The sequence below is a fragment of the Stutzerimonas sp. 21-1 genome (assembly GCF_056336065.1).
The window spans coordinates 750,878-774,590 of record NZ_CM150500.1 but is presented as its reverse complement, the minus strand read 5'-3'; the positions used below and the strand labels follow the sequence as shown (position 1 = coordinate 774,590).

26 protein-coding genes are annotated in these 23,713 nt (G+C 62.0%); 17 read left to right on the top strand and 9 right to left on the bottom strand.

Going from position 1 to position 23,713, the window contains the following annotated elements:
• Nucleotides 1-65: 65 nt before the first annotated feature.
• A complete protein-coding gene (locus AC0ZJQ_RS03730; protein ID WP_008567391.1) occupies nucleotides 66-1,229 on the bottom strand; it encodes a type III PLP-dependent enzyme in 1,164 nt (387 codons plus the stop codon).
• 392 nt (nucleotides 1,230-1,621) lie between these two features.
• On the opposite strand from AC0ZJQ_RS03730, the gene AC0ZJQ_RS03725 reads away from it, so the two are divergent.
• Nucleotides 1,622-3,205: a peptide chain release factor 3 gene (locus AC0ZJQ_RS03725; RefSeq protein WP_476477350.1), complete on the top strand. Its 1,584-nt coding sequence runs from the start codon at nucleotides 1,622-1,624 to the stop codon at nucleotides 3,203-3,205.
• Between the two features lie 68 nt (nucleotides 3,206-3,273).
• The gene (locus tag AC0ZJQ_RS03720) at nucleotides 3,274-3,582 is read left to right on the top strand and encodes a hypothetical protein (RefSeq protein WP_476477349.1); all 309 of its coding nucleotides are present in this window, start codon (nucleotides 3,274-3,276) and stop codon (nucleotides 3,580-3,582) included.
• Between the two features lie 21 nt (nucleotides 3,583-3,603).
• Here AC0ZJQ_RS03720 and AC0ZJQ_RS03715 read toward each other — a convergent pair whose 3' ends face one another.
• Complete coding sequence (locus AC0ZJQ_RS03715) at nucleotides 3,604-3,921, bottom strand: TraR/DksA family transcriptional regulator (protein ID WP_476477348.1); 318 nt, start codon at nucleotides 3,919-3,921, stop codon at nucleotides 3,604-3,606.
• A 145-nt stretch (nucleotides 3,922-4,066) separates the two neighbouring features.
• On the opposite strand from AC0ZJQ_RS03715, the gene AC0ZJQ_RS03710 reads away from it, so the two are divergent.
• From AC0ZJQ_RS03710 to AC0ZJQ_RS03690, 5 genes are all read left to right on the top strand, one after another.
• Nucleotides 4,067-4,372 (top strand): nucleotide pyrophosphohydrolase, encoded by a 306-nt coding sequence (locus AC0ZJQ_RS03710; protein WP_165594035.1) that lies wholly within the window; start codon nucleotides 4,067-4,069, stop codon nucleotides 4,370-4,372.
• Complete coding sequence (locus AC0ZJQ_RS03705; protein WP_165594036.1) at nucleotides 4,369-5,118, top strand: methyltransferase domain-containing protein; 750 nt, start codon at nucleotides 4,369-4,371, stop codon at nucleotides 5,116-5,118. Before AC0ZJQ_RS03710 ends, AC0ZJQ_RS03705 begins: the two co-directional genes overlap by 4 nt.
• Before the next feature lie 16 nt (nucleotides 5,119-5,134).
• A complete protein-coding gene (locus tag AC0ZJQ_RS03700; RefSeq protein WP_476477347.1) occupies nucleotides 5,135-5,740 on the top strand; it encodes a DUF4136 domain-containing protein in 606 nt (201 codons plus the stop codon).
• An 88-nt stretch (nucleotides 5,741-5,828) separates the two neighbouring features.
• On the top strand, nucleotides 5,829-6,389 hold the full coding sequence (locus AC0ZJQ_RS03695; RefSeq protein ID WP_008567403.1) for a DUF4136 domain-containing protein: 561 nt from the start codon (nucleotides 5,829-5,831) through the stop codon (nucleotides 6,387-6,389).
• Nucleotides 6,390-6,478: 89 nt separating this feature from the next.
• Nucleotides 6,479-6,928, top strand: a complete 450-nt coding sequence (locus AC0ZJQ_RS03690; RefSeq protein ID WP_476477346.1) for a DMT family transporter — start codon at nucleotides 6,479-6,481, stop codon at nucleotides 6,926-6,928.
• Nucleotides 6,929-6,934: 6 nt separating this feature from the next.
• Here AC0ZJQ_RS03690 and AC0ZJQ_RS03685 read toward each other — a convergent pair whose 3' ends face one another.
• Nucleotides 6,935-7,864: an SdiA-regulated domain-containing protein gene (locus tag AC0ZJQ_RS03685; protein ID WP_476477345.1), complete on the bottom strand. Its 930-nt coding sequence runs from the start codon at nucleotides 7,862-7,864 to the stop codon at nucleotides 6,935-6,937.
• Between the two features lie 243 nt (nucleotides 7,865-8,107).
• Between AC0ZJQ_RS03685 and AC0ZJQ_RS03680 the strand changes: the two genes are divergently transcribed.
• The 3 genes from AC0ZJQ_RS03680 to AC0ZJQ_RS03670 all read left to right on the top strand — a co-directional run bounded on the left by AC0ZJQ_RS03680 (nucleotide 8,108) and on the right by AC0ZJQ_RS03670 (nucleotide 10,327).
• A complete protein-coding gene (locus AC0ZJQ_RS03680; RefSeq protein WP_155551507.1) occupies nucleotides 8,108-8,401 on the top strand; it encodes a hypothetical protein in 294 nt (97 codons plus the stop codon).
• A gap of 89 nt (nucleotides 8,402-8,490) precedes the next feature.
• Nucleotides 8,491-9,867, top strand: a complete 1,377-nt coding sequence (locus AC0ZJQ_RS03675; RefSeq protein WP_167135987.1) for an MATE family efflux transporter — start codon at nucleotides 8,491-8,493, stop codon at nucleotides 9,865-9,867.
• Nucleotide 9,868: 1 nt separating this feature from the next.
• Nucleotides 9,869-10,327 carry a DUF2214 family protein gene (locus AC0ZJQ_RS03670; RefSeq protein ID WP_054093511.1) on the top strand — a complete coding sequence of 153 codons (459 nt, stop codon included), beginning with the start codon at nucleotides 9,869-9,871 and terminating at the stop codon, nucleotides 10,325-10,327.
• A 6-nt stretch (nucleotides 10,328-10,333) separates the two neighbouring features.
• On the opposite strand, the gene speA is transcribed toward AC0ZJQ_RS03670, so the two are convergent.
• The 3 genes from speA to thiO form a co-directional block, all read right to left on the bottom strand.
• Complete coding sequence (speA, locus tag AC0ZJQ_RS03665) at nucleotides 10,334-12,244, bottom strand: arginine decarboxylase (protein ID WP_476477344.1); 1,911 nt, start codon at nucleotides 12,242-12,244, stop codon at nucleotides 10,334-10,336.
• 117 nt (nucleotides 12,245-12,361) lie between these two features.
• Nucleotides 12,362-12,733 carry a translation initiation factor Sui1 gene (locus AC0ZJQ_RS03660; protein ID WP_167135985.1) on the bottom strand — a complete coding sequence of 124 codons (372 nt, stop codon included), beginning with the start codon at nucleotides 12,731-12,733 and terminating at the stop codon, nucleotides 12,362-12,364.
• 101 nt (nucleotides 12,734-12,834) lie between these two features.
• A complete protein-coding gene (gene thiO / locus AC0ZJQ_RS03655) occupies nucleotides 12,835-13,950 on the bottom strand; it encodes a glycine oxidase ThiO (protein ID WP_155551685.1) in 1,116 nt (371 codons plus the stop codon).
• 150 nt (nucleotides 13,951-14,100) lie between these two features.
• Between thiO and AC0ZJQ_RS03650 the strand changes: the two genes are divergently transcribed.
• The 7 genes from AC0ZJQ_RS03650 (at nucleotide 14,101) to AC0ZJQ_RS03620 (ending at nucleotide 21,606) form a co-directional block, all read left to right on the top strand.
• The gene (locus tag AC0ZJQ_RS03650) at nucleotides 14,101-14,607 is read left to right on the top strand and encodes a GspH/FimT family pseudopilin (RefSeq protein ID WP_167135983.1); all 507 of its coding nucleotides are present in this window, start codon (nucleotides 14,101-14,103) and stop codon (nucleotides 14,605-14,607) included.
• A 181-nt stretch (nucleotides 14,608-14,788) separates the two neighbouring features.
• Nucleotides 14,789-15,265: a GspH/FimT family pseudopilin gene (locus AC0ZJQ_RS03645; protein WP_155551503.1), complete on the top strand. Its 477-nt coding sequence runs from the start codon at nucleotides 14,789-14,791 to the stop codon at nucleotides 15,263-15,265.
• 8 nt (nucleotides 15,266-15,273) lie between these two features.
• Nucleotides 15,274-15,822: a type IV pilus modification protein PilV gene (pilV, locus tag AC0ZJQ_RS03640; RefSeq protein WP_155551502.1), complete on the top strand. Its 549-nt coding sequence runs from the start codon at nucleotides 15,274-15,276 to the stop codon at nucleotides 15,820-15,822.
• A gap of 35 nt (nucleotides 15,823-15,857) precedes the next feature.
• A complete protein-coding gene (locus AC0ZJQ_RS03635; RefSeq protein WP_476477343.1) occupies nucleotides 15,858-16,670 on the top strand; it encodes a PilW family protein in 813 nt (270 codons plus the stop codon).
• Nucleotides 16,667-17,341 (top strand): pilus assembly PilX family protein, encoded by a 675-nt coding sequence (locus AC0ZJQ_RS03630; protein WP_476477342.1) that lies wholly within the window; start codon nucleotides 16,667-16,669, stop codon nucleotides 17,339-17,341. The genes AC0ZJQ_RS03635 and AC0ZJQ_RS03630 overlap by 4 nt, the downstream gene beginning before the upstream one ends.
• A gap of 10 nt (nucleotides 17,342-17,351) precedes the next feature.
• Entirely contained in the window at nucleotides 17,352-21,179 is a 3,828-nt protein-coding gene (locus AC0ZJQ_RS03625; protein WP_476477341.1) for a pilus assembly protein, read from the top strand.
• A gap of 1 nt (nucleotide 21,180) precedes the next feature.
• Nucleotides 21,181-21,606: a type IV pilin protein gene (locus AC0ZJQ_RS03620; RefSeq protein ID WP_155551499.1), complete on the top strand. Its 426-nt coding sequence runs from the start codon at nucleotides 21,181-21,183 to the stop codon at nucleotides 21,604-21,606.
• Between the two features lie 112 nt (nucleotides 21,607-21,718).
• Here the strand turns inward: AC0ZJQ_RS03620 and ispH are convergent, their stop codons facing one another.
• From ispH to lspA, 3 genes are all read right to left on the bottom strand, one after another.
• Nucleotides 21,719-22,663, bottom strand: coding sequence for a 4-hydroxy-3-methylbut-2-enyl diphosphate reductase (gene ispH, locus AC0ZJQ_RS03615; protein ID WP_155551498.1), 945 nt, complete (start codon nucleotides 22,661-22,663; stop codon nucleotides 21,719-21,721).
• Nucleotides 22,664-22,768: 105 nt separating this feature from the next.
• Entirely contained in the window at nucleotides 22,769-23,206 is a 438-nt protein-coding gene (locus AC0ZJQ_RS03610) for an FKBP-type peptidyl-prolyl cis-trans isomerase (protein WP_008567422.1), read from the bottom strand.
• Nucleotides 23,199-23,702: a signal peptidase II gene (gene lspA, locus AC0ZJQ_RS03605; protein ID WP_155551497.1), complete on the bottom strand. Its 504-nt coding sequence runs from the start codon at nucleotides 23,700-23,702 to the stop codon at nucleotides 23,199-23,201. Before lspA ends, AC0ZJQ_RS03610 begins: the two co-directional genes overlap by 8 nt.
• Nucleotides 23,703-23,713: the final 11 nt, after the last annotated feature.

Sequence of the window (23,713 nt, the reverse complement as noted above, 5' to 3'; positions counted from 1 at the left end):
GCCGCTTTCTGCAGCACAAACGAAAACGCCCCGACTGAGCGGGGCGTTGCTTCGTAGCATCCGGCTTAGATGTAGAAGGCCTTCAGCGGCGGGAAGCCGTTGAACTCCACCGCGCTGTAGCTGGTGGTGTAGGCACCGGTGGACAGCCAGTAGAGGCGGTCGCCGATGGCCAGGTTCAGCGGCAGGCCGTACTTGTAGTTCTCGTACATGATGTCGGCGCTGTCGCAGGTCGGACCGGCGATCACCACTTCCTCCACCTCGCCCTTCTTCTCGGTGTAGATGGGGAACTTGATGGACTCGTCCATCGTCTCGATCAGGCCGCTGAACTTGCCCACATCGACGTACACCCAGCGCTCGACGGCGGTACGCGACTTGCGCGCCACCAGCACCACTTCGCTGACCAGAATGCCGGCGTTGGCGATCAGCGAACGGCCCGGCTCAAGAATGATTTCCGGCAGGTCGTCGCCGAAGTCTTCCTTGAGGAAGCGGATGATTTCCTCGGCGTAGGTTTCCAGGCTGTTGGTGCGGGTGATGTAGTTGGCCGGGAAGCCGCCACCCATGTTGATCATCTTCAGCTCGATGCCGTCTTCTTCCTTCAGACGCTCGAAGATCACCTTGACCTTGGCGATGGCGGCATCCCACACGGAGATGTCGCGCTGCTGCGAGCCGACATGGAACGACAGGCCGTACGGCACCAGACCCAGCTGGCGGGCAAGGATCAGGAGGTCCATCGCCATGTCGGTCTGGCAGCCGAACTTGCGCGACAGCGGCCAATCGGCAGTGGTCGAACCCTCGGTGAGGATGCGCACGTACACCTTGGAGCCCGGCGCCGCCTTGGCGATGTTGCGCAGGTCGGCCTCGGAATCGGTAGCGAACATACGCACGCCCTTCTCGAAGAAGTAGCGGATGTCCTTGGCCTTCTTGATGGTGTTGCCGTAACTGATGCGCTCCGGGCCGACGCCGCGCGCCATCACCTTGTCCAGCTCGTAGATGGAGGCGATGTCGAAGTTCGAACCCTTGTCACGCAGCAGATCGATGATTTCCACCGCCGGATTGGCCTTGACCGCGTAGTAGACCTTGGCGAATTCGAACCCGGCGCGCAGGTCGTCATAGGCCTTGGCGATGGTGTCGGTGTCGATGACGACGAAGGGGGTTTCTTGCTGGTCGGCGAAGGCCTTCATCTTCTGGAAGGTCGCGCGGGGGAAATAGTCTTCGATCTTGACGGTCATGCCTGAACTCCAAAACGGGAAACGAAAGTCGATTAGGGATGAAAAACAGAACGCCTGATCAGTTTCCCCACTTTGGTTCGCCTACTTCCCAAGGCATGTCGCCGAGTATCGCGGGCGCGATCTCTCGTCGTCAGTACTTGAGCCGGATGGATCGTTGCCAGCATGGACGTTCGGGCGCGAACTTTAGGACCAAGGGGGACATAGATCAATCAAAAAAACACCCTCGCCACGCATCCGTTTCAGGCTTGTTCTCGATTCAAAACAAAGCGTCCCAGAAACTGCACAAACAGCGATTTTCCGGCGTCCGGCGAACCGCAGCCCGAGGCATTTGCCGCTATAATCGCCGCCTTTTCTGACAGACCGACTACTCGTCGACGGGTTCCTTTATTCCGATGACCACTCAGGCCGCCGAAGTCGCGAAGCGCCGTACCTTCGCCATCATTTCCCACCCCGATGCGGGCAAGACCACCATCACCGAGAAGCTGCTGCTGATGGGCAAGGCCATCGAGGTCGCCGGCACGGTTAAGTCGCGCAAGTCCGATCGCCACGCCACCTCCGACTGGATGGAGATGGAGAAGCAGCGCGGCATCTCCATCACCACCTCGGTGATGCAGTTCCCCTACCGCGAGCACATGATCAACCTGCTCGACACCCCTGGTCACGAAGACTTCTCCGAAGACACCTACCGCACCCTGACCGCCGTGGACAGCGCGCTGATGGTCCTCGACGGCGGCAAGGGCGTCGAGCCACGCACCATCGCGCTGATGGAAGTCTGCCGCCTGCGCGACACGCCGATCGTCAGCTTCATCAACAAGCTCGACCGCGACATCCGTGACCCCATCGAGCTGCTCGACGAGATCGAGGCGGTGCTGAAGATCAAGGCCGCGCCGATCACCTGGCCGATCGGCTGCTACCGCGACTTCAAGGGCGTCTATCACCTGCGCGAAGACAAGATCATCGTCTACGTGCCGGGCCATGGCCACGAGCGCACCGAGCAGCGGGTGATCGACAAGCTGGATTCGGACGAGGCGCGCACCCACCTGGGCGACATGTACCAGCGTTTCGTCGAGGAACTCGAACTGGTCCAGGGCGCCTGCCACGAGTTCGACGAGCAGGCCTTCCTCAAGGGCGAGATGACCCCGGTGTTCTTCGGCACCGCGCTCGGCAACTTCGGCGTCGATCAGGTGCTCGACGCCATCGTCGACTGGGCGCCGATGCCGCTGTCGCGCGCTGCCCACGAGCGGGTGGTCGAACCGGTCGAGGAGAAGTTCTCCGGCTTCGTGTTCAAGATCCAGGCGAACATGGACCCCAAGCACCGCGACCGCATCGCCTTCATGCGCATCTGCTCCGGCAAATACGAGAAAGGCATGAAGATGCGCCACGTGCGGATCAAGAAGGATCTGAAGATCGCCGACGCGCTGACCTTCTTCTCCAGCGAGCGCGAGATGCTGGAAGAAGCCTATGCCGGCGACATCATCGGCCTGCACAACCACGGCACCATCCAGATCGGCGACACCTTCACCGAAGGCGAAGCGCTGGGCTTCACCGGCATTCCGCACTTCGCCCCGGAACTGTTCCGCCGCGTGCGCCTGAAGGACCCGCTGAAGTCCAAGCAGCTACGCCAAGGCCTGCAGGAGCTAGCCGAAGAAGGCGCCACCCAGGTGTTCTTCCCCGAGCGCAACAACGACATCATCCTCGGCGCGGTCGGCGTGCTGCAGTTCGACGTGGTCGCCAGCCGCCTGAAGGAGGAATACAAGGTCGAGTGCGCGTATGAGGCGATCAACGTCTGGTCGGCGCGCTGGATCGAGTGCAGCGACGAGAAGAAGCTCAAGGAATTCCAGGACAAGGCCTACGAGAACCTCGCCATCGACGGCGGCGGCCACCTCACCTACCTGGCCCCGACCCGGGTCAACCTCAGTCTGATGGAAGAGCGCTGGCCGGATGTGAAATTCCGCGCCACCCGCGAGCATCACTGAGACCCGCCCCGCAGGCGATGCGTGAATGATCGACTATGCTCCGGCGCTCAACTTCCGGAGCAAACCTCGTGCAACGCCTGCTGATTCTTCTCGCCCTGCTTGCCCCTGCCGCCCAGGCGGGGGTACTGATCAACAGTCCCTATTGGGTGATCGCCCTGGACTGCCCGAACAACCCACGCTGCTATGCCTCCAGCAATGCTGGCTATACGGGCTCGCTGAACGGCGCCCGGCGCTTCGACGATCCGGCGCAGGCGGGGAAGTTCATGAACAGCCTGACCTCGAGCCTGCGCGGCAAGTCCCCCCGCATCGAACAGCACGGCGAGCAGCGGTGCGTCGAACCCAGCGGTGATCGACCGATCAACGGGCGGCCCTGCTGACTGGGCTCAGCGCAGCGGAGTTCAGCTAGCCGCGCACTGCAGACAGAACTCCGCCGCCGGCTTCGCCCGCAAACGCGCCTCGTCGATCAGCTCGCCGCAGCGCTGGCATTCGCCGTAACGGCCCTGCGCCAGTCGCTGGCGTGCCAGACCGACCAGACGCAACTCTTCTTCGGCCTCGATCAGCAGGCTGCGCAGAACATCATCGTTTTGCCGCTCCTGTGCCTGCTCGGCGAAATCCGGGTCGTGAGCCTTCGCCAGATCACGACGTAGCGCGGCTGCACGCTGCAGGTATTCGCTGGACAGGCGCTCGAGTTCTTCATGCGGTTCGAATCGGGACATGGTTCGCCTCCTGGGTAATGATTTGAGTGTGGCCCGTTCCAGGAATCGCGCACTGATGGCCGTCAATCCCGCTGCACCTGCCAGCCCCTTGCGAGCCGGCGAGGAGTGGCGGAAGCTAGCCGCCTTCCCGTAACTCGTGGCCTTCATGAATATCCAAGCCATCACCCAGCGCCTGTACGCGATCCGCGATCGCAACGACTGGCAGCGTTTTCACAGTCCGAAGAACCTGGCCATGGCGGCCAGCGTGGAAATGGCCGAACTGGTGGAAATCTTCCAGTGGCTCAGCGAGGACGAATCGCGCCAGCTACCCGCCGAGCGGCTCGAACACGCCGGTCAGGAAGTCGGTGACATCCTCATGTACCTGCTGTTGCTGTGCGGCGAGCTGGGCATCGACATGGAGCAGGCACTGCTGAGCAAGCTGGCCGACAACGAGAGGCGCTTTGCCCGATGAGTGATCGCCACTTCGACGAACTCGCGGCGCGCTTCGCCGAGAAGATCTACGGCGGCGCCAAGGGTGCGATCCGCCTCGCCGTGCTGCAGGCCGATCTTGCCGAGGTGCTGGCGCGACGCCCGCTGCGCGTGCTCGACATCGGCGCCGGGCTCGGCCACATGAGCCTCTGGCTGGCGCAGCAGGGGCATGACGTCACGCTCGCCGAGCCCGCGGCGCCGATGCTCGAGGGCGCGCGCGAGCGCTTCGCCGAAGCCGGCCAGCAGGCCACGTTCATTCAGGCGCCCTGGCAGGACGTCGAGGCACGCGTCGACGGTCGCTTCGATCTGGTGATCTGTCACGCGGTACTGGAGTGGCTCGCCGAGCCGCAGGCGATCCTGCCGGTGCTGCATCGCCTGACCGCAGCCGATGGCTGGCTGTCGCTGGCCTTCTACAACCGCGACGCGCTGATCTACCGCAACCTGCTCAAGGGACATTTCAAGAAGCTGCGCGCGCAATCGTTCGCTGGCGAGCGGCAGAGCCTTACCCCGCAGCAGCCGCTCGATCCGCGCGAGCTGGCGACGCAACTCGCCCCGTTGTGGCAGGTCGAACACAGCAGCGGCGTGCGCGTTTTCCACGACTACATGCCGCCCGAATTCCAGGCGCGTACCGAGCCGGCCGAGCTGCTGGAAATGGAGCTGGCTTACCGGCGCCACCCGACCTTCGCCGGTCTCGGGCGCTACCTGCACTGGCTGTGCCGGCCGCACTGACGGCGAGGAGGTATTCATGGCACGCTCGATCGCACGCCTCACCCTCTGCCTGTTGGCGTTGGGCCTGAGCGCCTGCCAGCACGACAACCCCTACATCAGCGCAGCCACACCGATCCCGGATGCGCCGCCGGCCAGCGTCGCCACGCCCGATCGCAGCGCCTATCCGGCAGCACCGGTGGAGTTTTCCAGCTATCGCACCTGGAGCTGGCGCAATCCGCCGGCCGGCACCGGCTCGCTGACGCCCGAAGAGCTACAAGAGATCGTCGCCAGCGCGCTCGATCAGCGCGGCCTGCGCCCGCCAGCACCAGGCGGTACGGCTGACCTGCAGATCGCTGCCCATGTGCGCAGCGAGACCCGCCTGCGGCAGGTCTACGACGACTATGGCAGCTATTATGGCCGCGGCCGTTACGGCAGCGACTACGGCATGTGGGGGCACGCGCCGCTGGTGCGGACCTACGAGGAAACCGTACTGGTGGTTAACCTTGAGCTGTTCGATCCGCGCCGCGCCGCCGTGGTCTGGAGCAACCAGGCGCAAGCACGCCAGGGTGGCGACCGCAGCCAGTTGCGCGACGCTCTGCGCGACGCCGTCGACCGCGCCCTGGCGGACTATCCGCCGCGCTGAGCAAACGGCCGGCACCGCGGCAAGAGTTCGCACGCCAACCGGCGCGCGCGGGCATACACTCAGATATATGCCGCATCGGAGACCGCTCATGTACCGCCATCTGCTGCTGATTCCACTGCTGGTCCTGCTTGTCGCCTGCCAGAGCGCGCCGCTGCAGCGCGACTTCGATCCCGACCGCGACTTCAGCCGCTATCGCAACTGGGGCTGGAAGGAACCGGCGCTGCAGTACCGCCCGGATGACCCGCGCATTCGCAGCGATCTCACCGAACAGCGCGTGCGCAATGCCCTCGCCGAGCAACTCGAGCAGCGCGGGCTGCGCCCGAGCACCGCCAGCGCGCCGGCGCAGGTGCTGGTGCAGGCCTGGCTGATCGTCGAACAACGCACGCAGACTTACACCAGCATGTCCGGTGGCGCCTGGGGCGGGCCCTGGTCCGGTTTCTGGGGCGCGCCGATGTATGCCGACACGCGCACCGTGGACTATCAAGTCGGCACGCTGCAGATCGACTTCTACGACGCCGCCGACGGCAAGCTGGTCTGGCGCGGCAGTACCGAGCGAATCCTGCCGAGGAACGCCGGAACGCCCGCCGAGCGCGAACGCATGCTGCGCGAAACCGTGGCCCAGCTGCTGGCGCACTATCCGCCGCGCTGAGCTGTGCCTCGCCGACGGTGCCCGGCCCTGGCCAGCCCGCGACGGACTGCCCATACTGCCGCGCCTGTTCATTCGCGGAGATTCGCTGCATGCCTGCTGTAGCCTGGTGGCTGCTCGCCCTGCCCTTCATTGCCGGAGCCTTCATGCCGTTGCAGGCCGGGATCAACGGCCAGCTGGCGCGTCAGCTGAGCAGCGTGATGGGTGCGGCGCTGCTTTCCTTCGCCGTGGGTACGCTGGCGTTGCTGTGCGTGGTCGCGGCGCAGCGCGACATGCCGGCGCTGCAGACGCTCAAGGGCTTGAGCTGGTGGCACTGGAGCGGCGGCCTGCTGGGCGCGTTCTTCATCGCCACTGCCGCCTTCGCCGCACCGCGTACCGGCGCGCTGCTGTTCATGGCGCTGGTGCTGGCCGGCCAGCTGTGCATGGCGCTGCTGCTGGATCACTTCGGCTGGGCGGGCTTTCGCCCGGCACCGCTCAGCCTCGGCAAGGGCGCCGGCCTGCTGCTGATCGTCGCTGGTGTCTGGCTGATCCGCCGCAGCTGACGCCGATCAGTCGCGGTCGAAGGCGTAGAACAGGTTCGGCTCGCTGACCAGATAGAGATTGCCACGCGCGTCGAAGGTCATGCCCTCGGCCTGCGGCACGCTGCGCTCCAGTCCGGCAAAACCGCTCCACAGCGAGCGGAAGCTGACCATCCGCCCCTTGCCATCCAGTTCGAGCATCATCTTCGCTTCGTCGCTGAGCAGCACCAGGTGCCCGGTGCGCTCGTCGAAATGCACCGACGCCAGGTCGCAGGCCATGTCCTTGTCCTCGATCCACGCCTCGCGGTCGATGACCTTCAGCGCCATCGTGCCGCGCAGGCTGCGCTTGAGGCCCTGGATTTCGTAGAGCTTGCGCGGCGAGTGCTCCTTGACGACGAACAGCCGATCGCCGGCGCGATCGTAGCCGACGCCTTCGAAGCCGCTATTGTCCGCTGCGTGCAGGCCGAGGCTGATCGCCTGGTAGTCGGCCCGCCGCAACGGCCCGTCCGCGGTCGGCAGTGGCACGATGACCAGCGTCTGGCTGCGTTCCTCGGCCATCACCAGCAGGTCATCACCGAGATAGGTCACGCCCTCGACATCGCTGAAGCCCTCGAGCCGGTAGCGCGCCAGCAGGCGACCGTCGGTATCCAGGGCAAGCAGTTCCTCCGGATTGTTGACGACCGCCCACAACTGGTCGCGCTGCTCGTCGTAGGTGAGGCCGGACAGATTGTTCGCCACGCCCGTCACCGGCGCCGCCTCGGTGCGCACGCGGTATTCCGGCAGCCAGAGGCTGCGTTCGCTCAACCGGCTTTCGTGCCAGGCGGTACTCAGCGAAAAGAACAGACGCTCGTCGAGGTGAAAGGTGGTGCTGACATAACCGCAGAGCAGAAGCAGCCCGGCGATCCACATCTGCGGGCGCACGCCGCCGGTCAGGCGCAGGCGTCTGGAACTTGCAGGCATTGGCTGGCTCTCGTTCGTTCTGGCCTGCCCGCACCTTGCGGCAAAGCCGTTGCAATTGGATGACGCTGACAACACGCCCCGATCACCGACACGAATAGCCAAGCCAGCGTCCGACTGCCCTCTCCGCTCGAGGTTCCGTAGCGCACCGTTTAAGCTGACGGAACTCGCCGGCCGTCTCGGCGGCCAAAGCGAGGTCGGCGGCAGCTACGGCACGCCGCCATTTCAACGGAGTGGGAGAACAGCATGCGGGTGGAAGGCGTTTTCGAATGGCTGGGCCAGGTTCTCGGAACGGTGATTCGCTACATCGTCGAAGCACTCAGCGGCTTCTTCGGATTCTTCGTCACCGCGGGACACGATTTTCTCGAAGGGCTGTCGCGCACGCTGGGCATGGACCGCTCGCTGCTCAGCCTGGCGGCGCTGGTGATCGGGCTGCTGTTGCTGGTGGCGGCGGTACGTGCGTTCTTCCGGCGAGCGTTCATCAGCGGTCTGGTCTGGCTGTTCTTCGGCCTGTGGCTGTTGAGCTGGCTGATCCGCTGAGTCGCCGGCGGTGACCGGCTCCGCCCTCCGCAGCTGCGTTCGACGTCCGGGACACGTATAGTTTCGGGCCGTTCTGGAGTTCTCACGTGATGTCCCGGCTGTTCGCTGCCTGGCGCCATGGTCCGACTCATCGCCGAGTCTGGAGCCTATCCGCGCCGATGATCCTATCCAACCTCTCCGTGCCGCTGGTCACGCTGGTGGACAGCGCAGTGGTCGGCCATCTGCCGCACGCGCATCAGCTGGCTGCGGTCGCGGTTGGCGGCAGCCTGTACACCCTGCTGGTCTGGCTGATGGGCTTTCTGCGCATGGGCACCACCGGGTTCGCCGCTCAGGCCAGCGGCCGGCGCGACGGCAGCGCGCTGCGCCAGGTTTTGCTGCAGGGGCTATTGCTGGCGCTGGGCTTCGGGCTGCTGCTCGGGATGCTGGCGGTGCCGCTCAAAGGCCTGGCGTTGCAGCTGATGCAGCCTTCGGCGGAACTCGATGCGCTGACCCGCGATTACTTCCATACCCGCCTGTTCGGCTTGCCGGCCGCGCTGGCCAGCTATGCCCTGATCGGCTGGTTGCTCGGCGCGCAGAACGCACGCGGGCCGCTAGCGATCCTGCTCACCACCAACCTGCTCAACGTCGTGCTGGACCTGTGGTTCGTACTCGGTCTGGAATGGGGTGTGCTCGGCGCCGCACGCGCCTCGGTGATCGCCGAATGGAGCGGCGCGCTGCTCGGCCTGACGCTGGCGGCACGCGCTCTACGCCGTCATCCGGGCCAGATCGATTACGCGCAGTTGCGCCGCTGGGCCAGCTGGCGACCGCTGATGGCCGTCAACCGCGACATCTTCCTGCGCTCGCTGGCATTGCAGCTGGTGTTCTTCATGGTGACGGTGCAGGGCACCCGCCTGGGCGACGCCACCGTCGCGGCCAATGCGCTGCTGCTCAACGGCATGCTGCTCACCGCTCACGCGCTGGACGGCCTGGCCCATGCGGTGGAGGCGCTCTGCGGCCATGCCATCGGCGCGCGCGACCGTCTGGCGCTGCGCCGGGTGCTGGTGGTCGCTGGCGGCTGGTCGTTACTGGCCAGCCTCGCTTTCGCGCTGTTCTTCCTGCTCGGCGGTGAGTTGTTCATCCGTTTGCAGACCGATATGCCCGAGGTGCGCCAGCTGGCCTGGAGCTATCTGCCCTATCTTGCCGCGCTGCCGCTGATCGCCGTCTGGAGCTATCTGCTCGATGGCCTGTTCATCGGCGCCACCCGCGCCCGCGAGATGCGCGACAGCATGCTGCTCGCCGTCGCGCTCAGCCTGCCGTTGGGCTGGCTGTTGCAGGACATGGGCAATCACGGATTGTGGCTGGCGTTCCTCTGCTTCATGCTGCTGCGCGGAGTCTGCCTCGGCGGCCTGGCGTGGCGCCTGCAGGCACGCCAGGCGTGGCTCGCGCCGATCCACGGCACACCTGGACATCCAGCCAAAGGATACTGACATGGCCTACGCCATCGCCGCCTACCTGCATTTCCTGGCGGTCTTCCTGCTGTTTGCGCTGCTGCTGCTGGAACACCAGCTGCTGCGGCGGCCGCTGAGCTTCGCCCGCGCCCGCAGCCTGTTTCGCACCGATCTGCTGTTCGGCATCGTCGCCGGGGCGGCGCTGGTCAGCGGCGTCGCGCGCGCCGGCTGGTATGGCAAAGGCGCCGACTATTACCTGCAGAACAGCCTGTTCCACGCCAAGGTCGGTCTGTTCGTGGTCGTTGCTGTGCTGTCGATCTATCCGACCGTAACCTTCCTCGGCTGGCGCACCGCGCTGCGCAACCGCCAGGTGCCGGCGATCAGCGCTCCCACGGCTCGCTGGCTGACCTGGGTGATCCGTCTGGAGCTGCTGCTGTTGCTGGTCATTCCGCTGCTTGCCGCGCTGATGGCGCGCGGCTTCGGCGTGCTGACCGACTGAGCCGGCTCAGGGCGTGAGGTAGGACGAGCGAGTCAGGCCCAGGCGCAGCGCATCGATGAACTGGGTGCGTTCCTTGGCGCTGAGCTTGGCGCTGGCGACCTTGTCGCGGTAGTAGGTCATCAGCTCCTCCGGCGACAGGTGCACGTAGCGCAGCATGTCCTCGATGGTGTCGTGGGTCTCGATGCTGGCGTGGTAGTAGCTGCCGTCCTCGCGCTGGTAGACGTTCACCGAATCGGTGTCGCCGAACAGGTTGTGCATGTCGCCGAGGATCTCCTGATAGGCGCCGACCAGGAACACGCCGAGGAAATACTCCTCACCGGGCGCGACCTCGTGCACCGGCATGCTGCTTTCGATGCTCTGCTCGTCGACGTACTGCTTGATCTTGCCGTCCGAGTCGCAGGTCAGGTCCTGCAGCACGGCGCGGCGCACCGGCTCCTCGCTCAGCCGCTGCAGCGGCACGATCGGCAGGATCTGGTCGATGGCCCAGGTATCCGGCAGGCTCTGGAACACCGAGAAGTTGCAGATGTACTTGTCGGCGAGCTTGTCGTTGAGTTCGTCGAGTACCGCACGATGCGAGCGCTGGCGCGCCTTGAGCTGGTTGTACAGACGACGGCAGATGGCGAAGTAGCTCTGCTCGGCCAGCGCCTTCTGCGCCAGGGTCAGCTTGCCGGACGCATACTGCGCGCCGGACTCGCTCATGTAGTGGGTGGCGCGCCAGTAGGTTTCGGTGACCATTTCCGGATCGGTCGGGCCGAGCAGATCGACTAGCGACTGGACGATTTCCGGCAGCTCGTCGTAGTTGTCGATCTGCGGCACCTCGTCATTGTGCCGCTCGATATCGGTTACCTGCATCACCAGCACCGCGTGGTGCGCGGTCATCGCCCGGCCGCTCTCGGAGAAGATGTGCGGGTGCGGCAGTTCCTGGCGGTCGCAGAATTCCTTGAGCATGCCGACCACGGTGCCGGCGTACTCGTCCATGTCGTAATTGATCGAGCTGGCGTTGCGCGAATGGGTGCCGTCGTAATCGACGCCCAGTCCGCCGCCAACGTCGATGTAATCCACCGGCAGGCCCAGCGCGCGCAGTTCGGCGTAATAGCGGATGGCCTCGCGGAAGCCCTGGCGATAGTCGGCCAGATTGGCGATCTGCGAGCCCATGTGAAAGTGCAGCAGACGGATGCCCTGATCCATACCCGCGACGCGGAAGCGCTCGATCACCGAGAGCAGCTGCGCGGCGGAAAGACCGAACTTGGAGCGCTCGCCACCGGTATCGGCCCACTTGGACGAGGCCAGCGAGGACAGCCGCACGCGCAGCCCGATCTGCGGCATCAGCTTGAGTTCGTTGGCCTCCTCGATCACCAGACCGACTTCGGACTCCTTCTCGATGACGATGAATACGTTGTGGCCGAGCTTCTGCCCCATCAGCGCCAGGCGGATGAACTCACGGTCCTTGTAGCCGTTGCAGACAATGGTGCCGCCCTTCGGCGCCAGCGCCAGCACGGCCATCAGCTCCGGCTTCGAGCCTGCTTCCAGACCGATGGAGACGTTCTGCGTAGCGATGATGTTTTCCACCACCGCTTCCTGCTGATTGACCTTGATCGGGTATAGCGCGGTGTATCTGCCGGCGTACTCCATCCGCTCGATGTTGGCGTCGAAGGCGCCGGTCAGACGCCGCACGCGGTCCTGCAGGATGTCCGGGAAGCGCACCAGCAGCGGCAGCGACAGCCCCGCCTCGCGCAGCTGGTGGATGAGCCGATTGAACTCGATCGGCGCGCCGTCGCGCTGCGGCCGTACCTCGACACCGCCTTCGTCGTTGATCGCGAAGTAGCCGGCGCCCCAATGGCGAATCCCATAGATGCTGCGGCTGTCCGCGGCGGTCCACTGGCTGCCGTCATCTTTACGTGTGCGTCGTACGGGCATCGGAGTCTCCCTGAAATGGTTGCGTGCCGCGCGGCTCGTGCGAGCCGGCGCAAGGGCTAATCGGCTTGGACAGCCTGATACAAAAAATCGCGCAAATGTTCGGCCGGGCGCCGATGCTCAGCCACCAGACTTCTTGGCCTGGAAGCCGCGCTTGGTCAGTTCGTCGAGCAGCAGCTGGACGTGGTCGCCCTGGATTTCGATCACGCCATCCTTGAGCGCGCCGCCGGTGCCGCAGCGGCGCTTCAGCGCGCTGGCCAGCTCCTTGAGTTCGACCTCGGCGAGCGGTACACCGGTGACGGTGGTGACCGTCTTGCCGCCACGCCCCTTGCTCTCGCGTCGCACCCGGGCGATGCCGTCACCCTCGGGGATAGCGCTCTGCTTGCAGATGCAGGCATCCAGCGGTTGTGCACAGTTGGGACAATGCCGGCCGGCGTCGGTGGAATAGACCAGCCCGCCCAGACCGGCCAGTGATGTGGTTTTCTTGGCCACGCATACCTCGTCGCAAAAGAAACAGCCCCGGCATGCCGGGGCTGCGATGCGCAGAATCTAGCAGCAAAGCACGCCGGACCGCAGCTCCGGCAACGACAAGCCTACGCGGTTGCCCCCTGGAGACGCGCACCCGGTGCGTAGGGTTGCGGATCGATGATCGGCTCACGATCCAGCATCAGATCGGCCAGCAGCTGGCAGGACGCCGGCGCCAGCACCAAGCCGTTGCGGAAGTGCCCGCAGTTCAGCCACAACCCGTCGAAGCCGTCCACCGCACCTATATAAGGCACACCATCCGGCGAGCCGGGTCGCAAGCCGGCCCAATGCTTCACCACCGGCGCATCGGCGAGCGCCGGCAGCAACTCGGCAGCAGTCTTGCGCAGGCTCTGCAGCGCATCTTCGGTTGGCACCTTGTCAAAACCAACATCCTCCAGCGTGCTACCGACCAGGATGTGGCCATCGCGCCGCGGAATCGCGTAGCGCCGCTTGGCCAGCACCATGCTCGGCAGGAAGTCCTCGGCACATTTGAACAGGATCATCTGGCCCTTCATCGGCTTGACGGGCAGCTCCAGCCCCAGCGTCCGCAGCAGATCACCACTCCAGGCGCCCGCCGCAACCACCACCCGTTCGGCACGCATCTCGCCTTGCACCGTGCAGACGCCCACGACCCGCGTGCCGTCGCGCACGAAGCCGGTCACGGGGCACTGCTCGATCAGCCGTACGTTCGGCAACTGCTGCAGCGCGGCCCGCAGCGCCTTTAGCAGGCGCGGGTTGCGCACGTTGGCGACCCCGGACATGTAAACCGCCCGCTCGAACCCTGGACCCAGCGCCGGCACGGCGGCATGCACTTGTGCCATCGGCACGGACTGCAACGGCCGACCATGCTGCCGAGCCCAAGCGAGTGCTTCGTCCTCATCCTGCAGATCGAGCCAATACAAGCCGGTCTCGTAAACCTCGGGATCGATCTCCGTATGCGCCAGCAACTGCTCGCCCAGCTGCGGATAGAAATCCTGCGACCAATGCGCCAGCGCTGTCACCGCCGGGCTGTAGCGCCACGGATAAAGCGGCGAGACGATCCCGCCACCGGCCCAGGAGGCTTCGCTGCCTGCTGTCCCCGATTCAAGCAACACCACGTCCTGACCCGCGCTAGCCAATAGGTAGGTCGAAAGCAACCCTATGACTCCGCCACCCACCACGATCGTCGTAACCTTCGCCACCATCCCCCCGCTATCTGGATCACATATCCAGCTATTCAGTGTTGATTTACCGGAACATGTTCTAAACCATTCCGCCGCTGCCAAGCCCTCGATACATGCCACAGCCCCGTACGCCTGGATGGCGACACATGATATGTGCAAAGGACATGCGCCATGCCGGACAAGGATCAAGGCTTCACCGTCGTCGAACTGCTCACAACCCTCGCGCTGCTGGCGATCATCGCCTCCATCGCGTTGCCGGCACTGGCCGACCTGATTGCCTACAACCGACAGCAGGCACTGCTCACACAGGTGCAGGAAGCGGTCCAGAATGCCCGCACCAAGGCAGTACTTCATCGCCAGACCATCGTGCTCTGCGGAACACAGGATGCAACCAACTGCAGCAACAACTGGAGCGATGGCTGGCTGACCCGCTCGGAAACCTCTCAAGAGGTTCTCCACGTTACTGAGCTATCAGGCGCGGACGAACTGCACTGGAGCAGCTTCGGCGGCCAACGCATACGCTTCTTCGAAAATGGAACCAGTCCCACCAGCAACGGGCGCTTCTTCCAGTGCTACAAGCAGCGCATCGCCTGGCAACTGATCCTGAGTCGTCAGGGCCGCTTGAAGCGCAGCACCCCCGCCGAAGATGCGCATGACGCCGCGCGGTGCATTAACTGAAGGCCTGCACAACGGCTTCCGCCTCATCAAAGCATGGCTCCGATCACACCGGCCTTCGCTTCGCAGGATCGATAATCGAGCCGACAGCCGGTCATCCACGCAAACGCACCGGCCATCCCGGTACAACGGACAAAACGTCCGGGCCGCACCATCATCCGCCCATCATCAAATGGAGTGCGCCATGTCTGGCCGAAGTTTCACGCGCGGCTTTACCCTGATCGAGCTGATGATCACCATCGCCCTGCTGGCAATCGTCGTGACGATCGCTGTTCCCAACTTCACCGCCTTCATACAGAAGACGCAACTGCAGGGACAGACCGACGATCTCCTTACATTTCTGCAATACGCCCGCAGCGAAGCCGTCACGCGCCGCACCACCGCCATTGTGGAAGTCAACGATGCTGCCCCCTGGGAAGTACAGGTGGGCGGTCAGTCCGTACGAGAACTGAGCCACGACGGACCGGTCAAGCTGGACGCGGATGTCGCGGCCATCACTTACAACGCCAACGGCACCGCGACGCCCGCCCTGATCATCGTCTGCCGGGACGACAACCACGAAACGGCGTTCGTCGTGCAAGTTCGTGCCAGCGGCGCGCCCATACGCCACGCGCGCGGCAAAGACGCAGCTGGCGATGCCCTCACCAAATGCACGCTATGAGGAACCTGATGAGAAGAACCAGCGGCTTCAGCCTGATCGAAGTAATGGTCACACTGGTGCTGACCACCATTGGCATTCTCGGCATGGTGGCCATGCAGGGGCGCAGCATCCAGTACACGCAGGATTCGGCGCAGCGAAATACCGCGATCATGCTCGCCAATGAACTGGTCGAGATCATTCGCGCCAATCCAGACGAAGTATTCAAAAAGACCCCTCCCAAGGAGCCCATATACAGCGGCTTCAAGGACACTTCGCTGTTCTACAAGGACAAAGGCAGCGACTTCGACACAGCACCCACAAATTGTGTCGCCAATCCCACCAGCGCAATCGAAATGCGCGACTGCTGGGTGGAGGCTGTCGAAGCCTCTCTGCCGGACGCCGCGACGCTCCTCGACTCCACTGCCTACATCTGCCGCAGCTCGTCACCGGGAACCTGCGATGACAACGGCTCGATGGTTGAAATTCAGCTGGCCTGGGCAGTCAAGGCGGGTACCTGTCCCGATACCCGCGCACCCGACGCCACGACTTGCATCTACAGAACCCGAGTAGAACTATGAAAATCGCGCACATTGCCTCGCAACGAGGCATTTCCATGATTGAACTGCTGGTAGCGCTGGCAATAAGCAGCTTTCTGCTGCTCGGTATCTCGCAGATATATCTCGATAACCAGCGCAACCATCTGTTCCAGCAGAGCCAGTCCACCAACTTGGAAGGCAGCAGATTCATCACGTTGGTACTCGACGAGTATCTGGGCAAGGCCGGATATCGCAGGGACCCAGCCCAATCGCTAGAGAGTGCATTTCCCCAAAAAGGGGAGAACGCCGACTGTATGGCCTTTGCCAAAGGAGCCGTGATAGTTCCCACCAAAGACGCTCTCGGCATTTGCCTGCGCTACCAGCCGCTGGTGAGCGGCGAAGCCGACTGCCAAGGCGATGCCAGCAAGGCCTTCGACGACAGCAAGCCATTCAAAGCTGCTCCTGATAGCGCGCTCATCACCTTGGCAATCAAGTACGCACCGAATACCGAACTTCATCAAGGCTCGATAACTTGCAAAAACCTCAACGCGGCGGCCCCCGGAACGATGGAAATCATGTCCGGCGTTGCTGACATGCGGCTGCAGTTCGGCTTCGGTAGCAAGGACATGTATGAAAAGAAACTGACTGAAGGCAGCGGCCGATTTGCCGACGCCAGTAGTTGGACCGCCAATAGCGGGCCGATTCGTGCCGTGCGCTACTCGATCTTACTGGCCAGCCAGGAAAATCAGCGCAGCGGTGCATCGTCCATATATGACCAGTGGATTGCTAAATCGAGTGTCGCAGCAAAATCCCGCCTGACCGCAAACGATAAAAATCGCATCTACCACGTTTCCAGCAGCACCCAGACGATCAGGAATCTCATGCCATGACAAGTCTCAACATCGCTCCGCAACGCGGTGCGACCTTACTGGTTGCATTGGTCATGCTACTGATTCTGACCGTTCTGGCGGTATCCAGCATGCGCGGAGTCGTCCTGGAATCCCGCATAACGGGAAACCGGGCGGAATCCCAGCGCCTACAGACTGCAGCTGAGGCTGCGTTGCGTGAGGGGGAGTTTCGCTTCTATGGCCCGGCGAATCTTCGCGACAAGCTGGAACCGCTTGAATCCAACTGCCGCAAGGAAAACGAACTGCAGGCCAACGGGACAAACCGTCCATGCCTGCTGGCAATAACGACAGATGATCGCAAGAAGTTCGTGCTCGATCCTCTCGCCTTCCTGAAGGCCAGCTCCGCTGATAACAAGACCGGAGCGGATACCGATAAGGCTGCCAATACAGCTTTTGTGACTTGGATGCCCTACCGAGGAACCGTGCCGGGTGCCGACGAAAGTGATGACAGCAACATCACCAGCAGTGATCGCGCCGCCTATTGGAACACCCATCTAATCGCCATGACCGAGGACGATTCATCGTTGAATCCAGAGTATGGAGCTGCGATGGAAGGACGTGGCACTTACTTCTATGTAATAAACGGACAAGCTGAGGATCAACTGGCCGTGCAGTCCACCACCGCAAACATATACCTCGGCCTGAACAATTGAGAGCAGAAAAATGAAAGGAATTCAGACCGCCCGCCCGGCCATCTTCCTCGCCAGCGCCATTATCGGAACCACATTAATAAGCGCAGCAACCAGCGCCCAAGCCGCCATATCCCAAAGCCCACTCAGCCTGACGGTCGGCGTATCGCCCAATATTATTTTTACCCTCGACGAATCGGGCAGTATGTCCTGGGGCTACGTTCCAGACTCTATCGAAAGCAATGTGATAAACAGCGGCACGATAACCCGTCTGTACGCCGCTTCCGAATACAACTCGATGTACTACAACCCGAACATCACTTACATCGCCCCCCCATCATTTGATGAAGACGGCAACGAGATAAAGCTGACCACTTCATTTAGCTCAGCCCCGATCAACGGCTTCCGCCCCAACGCTGGCACCCTGGACCTTTCCAATGATTACCGTCCAACTGGAAAAGAGTACCGGATGCCGCTTGGAACTCACCAGCGGGCTAACAATCCGCCAAACGACTTTTCAGTTTTCCAATCCTTCAATACTAACGAAACCCGGACCGCAACCAGTGCAGCCGGTATAGAGTTCGAGATCACCCGTTCCGGCACATCTAAAAAATACACATATGAATGCGTCATCAAACAGGCCGGCCCTGTGCTGGATGCCACCGCTTTCAGCTGCACCAGAAACAGCAATACCTACACCGCCAAAACCCCGGCCTACTACTACACTTACGACGAAAGCTTGCAATCGTGCGACGCTAGCAAGTCAAACACCGGCTGCTACAAACTCGTATTCGTCAAGGACAGCGAGAAAGAAAACTTTGCCACTTGGTATTCCTTCTACCGAACCAGAGCACTGGCCACTTTGTCAGCAACCAGCCTGGCATTTTCCCAGCTTTCCCCGGCAATTAGACTAGGCTGGCAAAACCTAAAACTGTGCACCAACCTCAACGGGGGAGATACAATAAACTGCAAGGACAACAGCTTTCGCCAATATGACGCGCTACATAAAGGCCAATTCTACAGCTGGCTCAAAGATGTCTATTTCAACAGCGGAACACCTCTACCAGGCGCAATGAAGAGAGCCGGCGAATTTCTTAAAAGCGATGTGGCTTGGCACAAATACCCTAACTCTCGGGTCGAATCCAATAAGAACACAGCCGAAAACACCTATGCCTGCAGGCCGAGTTACCACATCCTGATGACTGACGGCATGTGGAACGAAACGACCACCAATCCTAGTTCGTTCCAGCACGATGGTGACAGTATCGACTTGCCCGACACCAAGAGCTATTCGGAGCAACGACCCTATGTGGACGCTACTTCCAATACGCTGGCCGACTTGGCAATGCACTATTGGTCCACGGACCTCCATAGTCTCAAGAACAGGGTTAGTCCGTTTTTTGCCGATAAGACTGGTAGCGATACTGAAAACTACTGGAATCCGAAGAACGACCCGGCCACTTGGCAGCACATGACAAACTTCATCATGGGATTGGGCCTCACCAGTTCCATGAACGTTTCGGGCTTGCCCTGGGAAGGTTCGACATTCGCCGGAGAAGGCTATGAAGCCTTGCTGAGCGGAACGCAGAACTGGCCGCCGGCGGCGTCCGGCTCGTCCAACAACGTATACGACCTCTGGCACGCCGCAATCAATTCGCGCGGAGAGTTCTTCAGCGTCGACAGTCCCGACGCAATGGTGCAAGCGTTCGAAGACATCCTGAACCGGATTGCTGATCGCAAGTCCTCCGCGGCAAGACCGGCAACCAGCTCTGGGTTGGTGATCGACGATATGGCCACCAGCGTTTCCTATCAAACTTCCTACGCGAGCGATGAAAACTGGTCGGGCGATCTCAAGCGCTCTTCCAAGCAGCTTGTACTCAAAGATGGCAAGTACGTGCTCGAAATCAAAGAAGACTGGAGCGCACAGAAAGAATTGCCAGCAGCAGCCAGCCGCACGATAAAGATTGCGGATGAGGGCGGTGCCAATACCAGCAAGCTCAAGGACTTCAGCTCGGATAATGCAGGCGATTCCGCAACGGAGGGTACGCTGGCTTACTACCTGAACATCAACCCCGAGACAGCGGGTGAATCAGCAGACAGCAGGTGGGAACAGCGCATTGACTACTTGCGGGGCGATGATAGTCAAGAAGGCACTAATGAAGAGAGCTTCCGCACGCGTACCAGTGCACTTGGCGACCTGTACGGTTCCAGCCCTGTCGTAGTATCCGGCCCGCGCTATCTGGAGAGTTTCGCCAACCGTCTGGAAGGGCATCTTGATGAGGACGGCAAGGTTACCGGAGAGGATTCCTACTCGGCGTTCATGGCGACCATCAACGGCACGGCGGAAGGCTCGACCAAACGCAGCGGTCGCGTATATGTCGGCGGCAACGACGGCATGCTACATGGCTTCAATACCGAAACCGGCATCGAAGAGTTTGCCTTTATCCCCACCGCTGTTTTCAACAAGCTCAATAAACTGACCGGCAAAAACTACAGCCACCAGTTCTATGTCGATGGCTCACCAGTGGTCGCCGACGTTTACGATCAAGACAATAAGAAGTGGCGCACCATTCTGGTGGGCACCCTACGTGCAGGCGGTAAAGCACTGTTTGCCTTGGATATCACCACCCCCGGCAGCGAACAGTTGCTATGGGAGTTCGACGCAAGTGACATAGAGGATGAAGAGGCGGTTAAACCCGGCTACAGCTTCTCCACACCGACTATTGCCCGTCTGCATAATGGCCGCTGGGCCGTGGTCACCGGTAACGGCTATGAAAACGGTGCCAGTGATGGCAAGGCAGCGCTTTATATTATCGACGCCGTAACCGGAAAACTTACCAAGAGCCTGGAAGTATCGGGAACCGAAGGGGTCGCTAACGGCCTCTCCAGCCCGGTGCTGGCCGACTATAATGCCGACGGCATAGCCGACTATGCCTATGCCGGCGACCTCCAAGGCAATCTCTGGCGCTTCGATCTGCTCCCCACCATCAACACCGATGCCGACGGCGACGGCGTTCTTGATCAGACCGCCCCCTTGTCGACGAGTACGCTCGGAACCGTTACTGCGGAAAACTTCAAGGTTGCCTACGGCGGAAAACCGATGTTCCAGGCTAAGGCGGGCGGTAGTGAAACATCGCCGGCCCAATCGATCACCGCCGCGCCCAGTCTGGTCCGTCACCCGAGCCGCTTGGGCTACCTTGTGATCTTTGGTACGGGCAAGTTCTTCGAGACCGATGACAAGGAAGGGGTCAAGACCCATGCACAGAGTGTCTATGGCATCTGGGACACCAAGACTCGCGCCGAGCCAACCAGCGCTTTCACCATCCAGCGAACAGCCGGTGAAAATGGGCAGTTGGTGAAACAGAAGATCATCGAAGAGCTGACGGGCACCTATACCCAAGGCGGAACCAACCCGGCACGCACCATCACAACCAACGCCGTGGACTGGGTCGACGCAAACGGAAAGATCCAAAGGTATGGCTGGTATCTGGACCTCGCAGTCGACGAGACTCAGTTCGAGGGCGAGATGCTGATCGAAAAGATGTCGACTCTTGGCCAGACGCTTTTCTTCCAGACCTTGGTCCCCAATGACGATCCGTGTGCGGACGGCGCGAGCAACTGGACTTATGCGCTCAACCCCTTCACCGGAGGCCGGACCTCATTCCATGCCTTCGACCTTCGACATATTGATAGCAACAACGCAGTGAATGTCGTAAGCGGCATCAAACAGGACGGCGAAGGTGGCGTTACGATTTCGCAGACTCCGGAAGGCTTCGAGGCATGCACCGGCCTGGTGTGCCAGAAGATCTACCCAGACCCCTCCAGCATTGGCCGCCAATCGTGGCGAGTAGTAGGTAACTGACATGGCGCAGCACCACAACAAGGGCTTCACGCTGATCGAGTTAATGATCGTGGTCGGCATTCTCGGCATTCTCGCAGCTATCGCCTACCCCAATTACTTGGAGTACGTGCAGCGCAGCAATCGAAGCGAGGGACAGGCCTTGCTTCAGGATGCCGCCGCCGGACAGGAGCGCTTTTTTGCCCAGAACAACAGCTACGTAACCGCAGCCGCGGATATTGCCAAGCTTGGACTGCGCGGCACTAACGGCACTACCGTCAAGTCGGATAACGGCAAGTACACCCTGACTGTCGCTGGTGGCGGTGGCGGCTATACGCTCACCGCAACGCAAAGCTTCGGTGACGTCGCCTGCGGCAACCTCACACTCAACGCGCTTGGCGTCAGAGGCCGCACCGGCAGCGGAAAGACCGTGGAGCAGTGCTGGAAGTAATCAGCAGATAGACGAAGAAGCCCGGCATCACTGCCGGGCTTCTTCGTTAATGACCGGACAACCAGCCACCTAATACGCGCACGTGCAGCAGCTGGGCTGCCGCGTCGGTTAGTTACAACTGCTTAACCCGCAACTCCTTCGGCATCGAGAACGTCACGTTCTCCGGGCGCCCTTCCAACTCGTCCGTGCCGTCGGCGCCCCACTCCTTCAATCGCTCGATGACCCCGCGCACCAGCACTTCCGGGGCGGAGGCGCCGGCCGTGATGCCGATGCGCTGGACATTCTCGAACCACTCACGCTTGAGATCCTCGGCACCGTCGATCAGATATGCCGGCGTGTTCATGCGCTGGGCCAGTTCGCGCAGGCGGTTGGAATTGGAGCTGTTGGGACTGCCGACCACCAACACCACATCGCACTCGTCGGCCAGCTGCTTTACCGCATCCTGGCGATTCTGCGTGGCGTAGCAGATGTCGTCCTTGCGCGGCCCGCCGATGCTGGGGAACTTGCTACGCAGCGCATCGATAACCCGACTGGTATCGTCCATCGACAGCGTGGTCTGGGTGACGAACGCCAGTGCCTCGGGATTGCGCACCTGTAGCCGCTCGACGTCCGCCTCATCCTCGACCAGATAGATCGCACCGCCGTTGCGCGCGTCATACTGGCCCATCGTACCTTCGACCTCCGGGTGCCCCTGGTGGCCGATGAGGATGCACTCCCGCCCTTCCCGGCTGTACTTGGCCACTTCCAGATGCACCTTGGTCACCAGCGGACAGGTCGCGTCGAATACCTTCAGGCCGCGCTTGTCTGCCTCTTGGCGAACCGCCTGGGAAACGCCGTGGGCGCTGAAGATGACGATGACGTCGTCCGGAACCTGATCCAGCTCTTCGACAAATATCGCGCCGCGCTCACGCAGGTCTTCCACCACAAACTTGTTATGCACTACCTCGTGTCGCACGTAGATCGGCGGGCCGAACACTTCGAGCGCACGGTTGACGATCTCGATCGCACGGTCGACGCCTGCACAGAAGCCGCGGGGGTTGGCGAGTTTGATTTGCATAGTGGGTCTCGGCGCGCGGAGCTTGAAAACGAAGGGGGAGTAACACTACGGCTCAGCTAATCCTGTGTCACAGTGGCCAGCGGATGCCCGCCAGCCCCGACCAGGTTAGACCGGGCGAACGTCGATGATCTCGACTTCGAAGGTCAGCGTCTTGCCGGCCAGCGGATGGTTGAAATCAACCGTGACCTGACGCTCGTCAAACGCCTTCACCACACCCGGCAGTTCGGTGCGCGCGGCGTCCCGAAAGCTCACCATCAGGCCCTCGGACAGCTCCATGCCCTCGAACTGGCTGCGCGGCATCACCTGCACATTCTGTGGGTTGACCTGACCGAAGCCCTGTTCCGGGGCAATCTGCAAGGTGCGCTTGTCACCGGCTTTGAAACCGTAGAGCTGCTGCTCGAAGCCAGGCAGCAAGTTACCGTCGCCCACCTTGAAGGTGGCAGGCTTCTTATCAAACGTACTGTCGACCAGCTCGCCTGTTTCCAGGCTGAGCGCGAAATGCAGGGTGACTTCCTTGTCCGGCCCGATGCGCTGTTCAGTCATGTGCAGATTCTCCGGTCTTGTTGCCCTTGAGCATGTCCAGCGCCAACATCAGGGCGCCCACGGTGATGGCACTATCAGCGATATTGAAGGCTGGGAAATACCAGCGGTTCTGCCAATGCACCAAGATGAAATCGACAACGTGGCCCAGCACCACGCGATCGTAGAGATTGCCCAGCGCACCGCCCAGCACCAGCGCCAACGCTACTGCCAGCCAGGTCTCGCTAGCCTTCAGCCGCGTCATCCAGACCACCAGCACGACGCTCACGCCAATGGCGATCACGGCGAACAGCCAGCGCTGCCAGCCGTTGTGATCGGCCAGAAAACTGAAGGCCGCTCCGGTGTTGTAGGCCAACGTCCAGGCGAAATAGCCGGGAATGACATCGACCTTCTGGTACAGACTGAAATTGGCCTCGAACCAGTGCTTCGTGACCTGATCGACGACGATCACCAGCACGCTGAGCGATAGCCAGGTGAGCTTGCCGAAACGGCTGGTCATTGCCGGGCCTC